Raw genomic sequence first — 6,000 nt, forward strand, 5'->3', positions numbered from 1 at the left:
GAGATCAACGACAACGACTCATCGGTCTGCCTCACTGGTCGCGGTTCTGCCCAGGTTGAGACCCCAGGTGCGGGAAGGGGTGAGTGTTCGACACCTTGCACCGGCGGGCAACCTGCGGCGGTCACGCTTCTTCGATTCGCTCTCACCCTCGTCGGCGCATCAGCCAGCCGGGCACGCACGGCGCGTGCGACGCGTAAGAGAAACGAGTTGTCCCGTATGTCAAGGCCTTCCGTGAATTCCGGTCAGATTCTGGACCAACCGTTGCCCCCCACCAACGGGAATGCCCAACCGAGCGCCACCGCCGAAGTTGTGTTCAAGGGGCGCAACGTCGAAATTCCCGACCACTACCGCGTCTACGTCTCGCAGAAACTGGCCCGCCTCGAGCGCTTCGACCGCTCCATCTACCTCTTCGATGTCGAGCTCAAACACGCGCCGAACCGGCGCCAGCGAAAATCCTGTCAGCGCGTGGAGATCACCGCCCGCGGGCGCGGGCCGGTGAGCCGGGCCGAAGCCTGCGCGGACAGCTTCTACGCCGCGTTCGAATCCGCGGTCGACAAACTCGAGAACCGGCTACGCCGCTCCAAGGACCGCCGCAAGGTGCACTACGGCGACAAGACCCCGGTCTCGCTGGCCGCCGCCACCGCGGTGCTGCCGCCCGAAGCGGCCAACGGCGCGACCGGGCCGGTCGGCCCCGACCGCGGTCACGACCACCGGCACGACCACGACGACGCCCATGACGGAGCCCGTGACGGCGCGGGGGCCGACCACGAGCCCGGGCGCATCGTGCGGACCAAGGAGCACCCGGCCAGGCCGATGACGGTCGACGACGCGCTCTACGAGATGGAGCTCGTCGGGCACGACTTCTTCCTCTTCCACGACAAGCACACCGAGCGGCCCTGCGTGGTCTATCGGCGGCACGCCTACGATTACGGGCTGATCAGGCTCTCCTGACGGGCTGTCGTCGCCGGGTCGTCACCTACCATGGGAGTCGCCTGAACGAAGACTCCTACCAACAGGGGACATTGCTGTGCTGTCGAAGTTGTTGCGCCTCGGCGAAGGTCGCATGCTCAAGCGTCTCAACCGGGTGGCTGACTACGTCAACACCTTGTCCGACGAGATCGAAAAGCTCACCGACGCCGAGCTGCGCGCCAAGACCGACGAGTTCAAGAAGCGGCACGCCGACGGCGAAAGCCTCGACGACCTGCTGCCCGAGGCGTTCGCCGTAGCCCGCGAGGCCGCGTGGCGGGTGCTCGACCAGCGGCACTTCGACGTGCAGGTGATGGGCGGTGCCGCCCTGCACTTCGGCAACGTCGCCGAGATGAAGACCGGTGAGGGCAAGACTCTGACCTCGGTGCTGCCGGCCTATCTCAACGCCATCGGCGGTAAGGGTGTGCACGTCGTCACCGTCAACGACTACCTGGCCAAACGTGACAGCGAGTGGATGGGCCGTGTGCACCGCTTCCTGGGCCTCGAGGTCGGCGTCATCCTCGCGCAGATGACGCCAGACGAGCGTCGGGTGGCCTACAACGCCGACATCACCTACGGCACCAACAACGAGTTCGGCTTCGACTACCTGCGCGACAACATGGCGCATTCGCTCGACGACCTGGTGCAGCGCGGCCACAACTTCGCCATCGTCGACGAGGTCGACTCCATCCTGATCGACGAGGCCCGGACGCCGCTGATCATCTCCGGCCCCGCCGACGGCGCCTCCAACTGGTATCTGGAGTTCGCGCGGCTGGCGCCGCTGATGGAGAAGGACGTCCACTACGAGGTGGACCTGCGCAAACGCACCGTCGGGGTGCACGAGCTGGGCGTCGAGTTCGTCGAGGACCAGCTCGGCATCGACAACCTCTACGAGGCCGCCAACTCGCCGCTGGTCAGCTACCTCAACAACGCGCTGAAGGCCAAGGAGCTGTTCAACCGCGACAAGGACTACATCGTGCGCGACGGCGAGGTCCTCATCGTCGACGAGTTCACCGGCCGCGTGCTCTACGGCCGGCGCTACAACGAAGGCATGCACCAGGCCATCGAGGCCAAGGAGCACGTGGAGATCAAGGCCGAGAACCAGACGCTGGCCACCATCACCCTGCAGAACTACTTCCGGCTCTACGACAAGCTCTCCGGCATGACCGGTACCGCCCAGACCGAGGCGGCCGAGCTGCACGAGATCTACAAGCTGGGCGTCGTCCCGATCCCGACGAACAAGCCGATGGTCCGCCAAGACCAGTCGGACCTGATTTACAAGACCGAGGAAGCCAAGTACATCGCGGTGGTCGACGACGTCGTCGAGCGCTACCAGAAGGGTCAGCCGGTGCTGATCGGTACCACCAGCGTCGAGCGCTCGGAGTACCTGTCGCGGCAGTTCACCAAGCGGCGGGTGCCGCACAACGTGCTCAACGCGAAGTACCACGAGCAAGAGGCGCAGATCGTCGCCGTCGCCGGCCGCCGGGGCGGCATCACGGTGGCCACCAACATGGCCGGCCGCGGCACCGACATCGTGCTGGGCGGCAACGCCGACTTCCTCACCGACCTGCGGCTGCGCGAGCGCGGCCTGGACCCGGTCGAAACCGCCGAGGAGTACGAGGCGGCCTGGCACGAGGAGCTGCCCAAGGTCAAGGAGGAGGTCAGCGCCGAGGCCGCCGAGGTGATCGAGGCCGGCGGCCTGTACGTGCTGGGCACCGAGCGGCACGAGTCGCGGCGCATCGACAACCAGCTGCGCGGCCGGTCCGGCCGCCAGGGCGACCCGGGGGAGTCGCGGTTCTACCTGTCGCTGGGCGACGAGTTGATGCGCCGGTTCAACGGCGCCGCGCTCGAGGCGATGCTCAACCGGCTGAACCTGCCCGACGACGTGCCCATCGAGGCCAAGATGGTCACCCGGGCCATCAAGAGCGCCCAGACCCAGGTCGAGCAGCAAAACTTCGAGGTCCGCAAGAACGTCCTGAAGTACGACGAGGTGATGAACCAGCAGCGCAAGGTCATCTACGCCGAGCGGCGCCGCATCCTGGAGGGGGAGAACCTCAAGGAGCAGGCCCTGGAGATGGTCCGCGACGTGGTGACCGCCTACGTCACGGGCGCGACGAACGACGGCTACGCCGAGGACTGGGATCTCGAGGCGCTGTGGACGGCGCTGAAGACGCTGTACCCGGTGGGCATCGACCACGAGACGCTGATCCGCGTGGACGGGGACTCCGAGCGCGACGACCTGACGCGCGAGGAGCTGCTCGAAGAGCTGCTCAAGGACGCCGAAAACGCCTACGCCGCAAGGGAAGCCCAGCTCGAGGAGATCGCGGGGGAGGGCGCGATGCGCCAGCTCGAACGCAACGTGCTGCTCAACGTCATCGACCGCAAGTGGCGCGAGCACCTCTACGAGATGGATTACCTCAAGGAGGGCATCGGCCTGCGCGCGATGGCGCAGCGCGACCCGCTGGTGGAGTACCAGCGCGAGGGTTACGACATGTTCATGGCGATGCTCGACGGCATGAAGGAGGAGTCCGTCGGCTTCCTGTTCAACGTGACCGTCGAGGCGGTGCCCAGCCCGCAGGTGGCGCCGGTCGAGACGCCCGAAGGCCTCAAGGAGCTCGGCGCCTCCTCCGAGAGCGCCGCCGCGCCGGCCCCCCGCGAGGAGCCGCCGAGCACCCTGCGCGCCAAGGGGATCGACAACGAGGCCCCGGCGCTCACCTACACCGGCCCGTCGGAGGACGGGTCGGCGCAGGTCCAACGCAACGGCGGCGGCGAGAAGACGCCGGCCGGCGTCGCGGGCGGCGGCAGCCGGCGGGAGCGCCGCGCCGCCGCGCGCCAGCAGGGGCGCGGCGCCAAGCCGTCGAAGTCGGTCAAGCGCCGCTGACCCGGCCGCGGCCCGCAAGCCGTCCGCCCGGCCGCGCTGCCCCCGCGCTCGGCCATTCTCATCCACGCCCGGCGGGTGCACAATCAGCTAATGAAGCGTTACCTGACCGTCGGCTACGGGGCCGCCGGTTATCTGCTCTTTCTCGCCGCGTTCCTCTATCTCGTCGCTTTCCTGGGAAACTTTTGGGCGCCGCGGACCGTCGACCGCGGCCCGGCGTCACCAACCGGCTGGGCGGTGTCGATCGACGCCGCGCTGCTGGCCGTCTTCGGCCTCCAGCACAGCGTCATGGCGCGGCCCGGCTTCAAGAGCTGGTGGACGCGGCTCGTGCCGCCCGCGGTCGAGCGCAGCACCTACGTGGTGTGCTCCAGCGTCGCCCTCGTGCTGCTGTACTGGCAGTGGCGCCCGGCGCCGACCGTCGTCTGGGACGTCCAGGTGCCGGCAGCGCGGCTGCTCCTGTGGGCGGCGTTCTGGCTCGGTTGGGCGATCTGCCTCGCGGCGACCTTCATGATCAACCACTTCGACCTGTTCGGGCTGCGGCAGGTGTATCTGGCCTGGCGCGCCGAGCCCTACACCGATATCGAGTTCCACGTCCGGCTGCTCTACCGGCTGGTGCGACACCCCCTCATGCTCGGCTTCGTCGTCGCCTTCTGGGCGGTGCCGACCATGACGGCCGGTCACCTGTTGTTCTCGCTGGCCATGACCGGCTACATCGTGATCGCCACCCAGTTCGAGGAGCGTGATCTCCTCGCCGCGCTGGGCGATCAGTACCGGGACTACCGCCTGCGCGTGCCGATGCTGGTGCCGAGACCGCGCCGGTCGCGCACGGCCCGCGCCGGCTGACGGCGAATCGGCGCCGCTTCGGGCGATCCACTGACGGCGGCGCGGAGGTGTTTGTCACTATTGAGGACATGGACGTCAAGGAAGTGCTGCTGCCGGGCGTCGGTCTGCGCTACGAGTTCATCGACCACCGGGGTGACCGCATCGGCATCATCGCGCGGCGCGGCGGTGACTTCGACGTCGTCGTGTACGCCCGCGAGGACCCCGACGAGGCCCGGCAGCTGCTGCACCTGAGCGACCAGGAGGCCGAGGCGGTGGCCCAGATCCTGGGGGCGCCGCGGATCGCCGAACGCTTCACCGAGCTGGCCCGCGAGATCCCCGGCCTGGAAACGGGCCAGGTGCACATCCCGAGCGGCAGCCCGTTCGCGCAGCGCCCGCTGGGGGACACCCGCGCGCGGACCCGCACCGGGGCGTCCATCGTCGCGATCGTGCGCAACGAGGAGGTGCTCGCCTCGCCCGGGCCCGGCGAGATGCTGCACGCCCGCGACGTCCTGATCGTGGTCGGCACCGAAGACGGCATCGCAGGCGTTCGGCAAATCATCGAAAAAGGCTGAAACCGTGCAGGTTTCGGGGGAGCTGCTGTTGCAACTCGGCGCCCTCCTGGCGACGCTGGCCGTGCTGGGAGGCGTCGCGCGTCGCTTCGCGCTGTCCCCGATACCGGTCTACCTGGTCGCGGGCCTGTGCCTCGGCAAGGGCGGTCTGCTCCCCGTCGCGGCGGCCGGCGAATTCATCACCACCGGCGCCCCCATCGGCATCGTGCTGCTGTTGTTGACCCTGGGCTGTGAGTTCTCCGCGGCCGAGTTCGCCAGCAGCATGCGGCGCCACCTGCCGTCCGCGGGCGTCGACATCGTCCTCAACGCGGCGCCCGGGGCCGTCGCCGGCTGGCTGCTCGGCCTGAACGGCGTCGCCGTGCTGTGCCTGGCCGGCGTCACCTACATCTCCTCGTCCGGCGTCATCGCGCGCCTGCTGGGCGACCTGCGCCGGCTGGGCAACCTCGAGACGCCGTCGGTCCTGTCGGTGCTCGTACTCGAGGACTTCGCGATGGCGGCCTACCTGCCGCTGTTCGCCGTCCTGGCGTCGGGCGGGGGCTATTTGCAGGCGCTCGGCGGCATGGCCGTCGCCGTGTGCGCCCTGCTCGTGGCGTTCGCCGCGTCGTTTCGCTGGGGCCATCACGTCGGGCGGCTGGTCGAACACACCGACTCCGAACAGCTGCTGCTTCGAGTGCTGGGCGGCACCCTGTTGGTGGCCGCGCTGGCGGAGTCCCTGCATGCGTCGGCCGCCGTGGGCGCGTTCCTGGTGGGCCTCACCCTGACCGG

At 68.7% G+C, this 6,000-nt stretch carries 5 protein-coding genes; all 5 read left to right on the forward strand.

Going from position 1 to position 6,000, the window contains the following annotated elements:
• Positions 1 to 231 precede the first annotated feature (231 nt).
• On the forward strand, positions 232 to 951 hold the full coding sequence (hpf, locus tag A5700_RS15100) for a ribosome hibernation-promoting factor, HPF/YfiA family (RefSeq protein WP_068072826.1): 720 nt from the start codon (positions 232 to 234) through the stop codon (positions 949 to 951).
• Between the two features lie 76 nt (positions 952 to 1,027).
• Positions 1,028 to 3,847: a preprotein translocase subunit SecA gene (gene secA, locus A5700_RS15105; protein ID WP_068072828.1), complete on the forward strand. Its 2,820-nt coding sequence runs from the start codon at positions 1,028 to 1,030 to the stop codon at positions 3,845 to 3,847.
• A gap of 90 nt (positions 3,848 to 3,937) precedes the next feature.
• Positions 3,938 to 4,687, forward strand: coding sequence for a methanethiol S-methyltransferase (mddA, locus tag A5700_RS15110; RefSeq protein ID WP_068072830.1), 750 nt, complete (start codon positions 3,938 to 3,940; stop codon positions 4,685 to 4,687).
• A gap of 68 nt (positions 4,688 to 4,755) precedes the next feature.
• Positions 4,756 to 5,238: a cation:proton antiporter regulatory subunit gene (locus tag A5700_RS15115; RefSeq protein WP_068072832.1), complete on the forward strand. Its 483-nt coding sequence runs from the start codon at positions 4,756 to 4,758 to the stop codon at positions 5,236 to 5,238.
• Between the two features lie 4 nt (positions 5,239 to 5,242).
• On the forward strand, positions 5,243 to 6,000 hold a 758-nt coding region (locus tag A5700_RS15120; protein ID WP_068072834.1), incomplete at its 3' end, for a cation:proton antiporter.

The organism is Mycobacterium sp. E1214 (assembly GCF_001666755.1).
Classification (GTDB): domain Bacteria; phylum Actinomycetota; class Actinomycetes; order Mycobacteriales; family Mycobacteriaceae; genus Mycobacterium.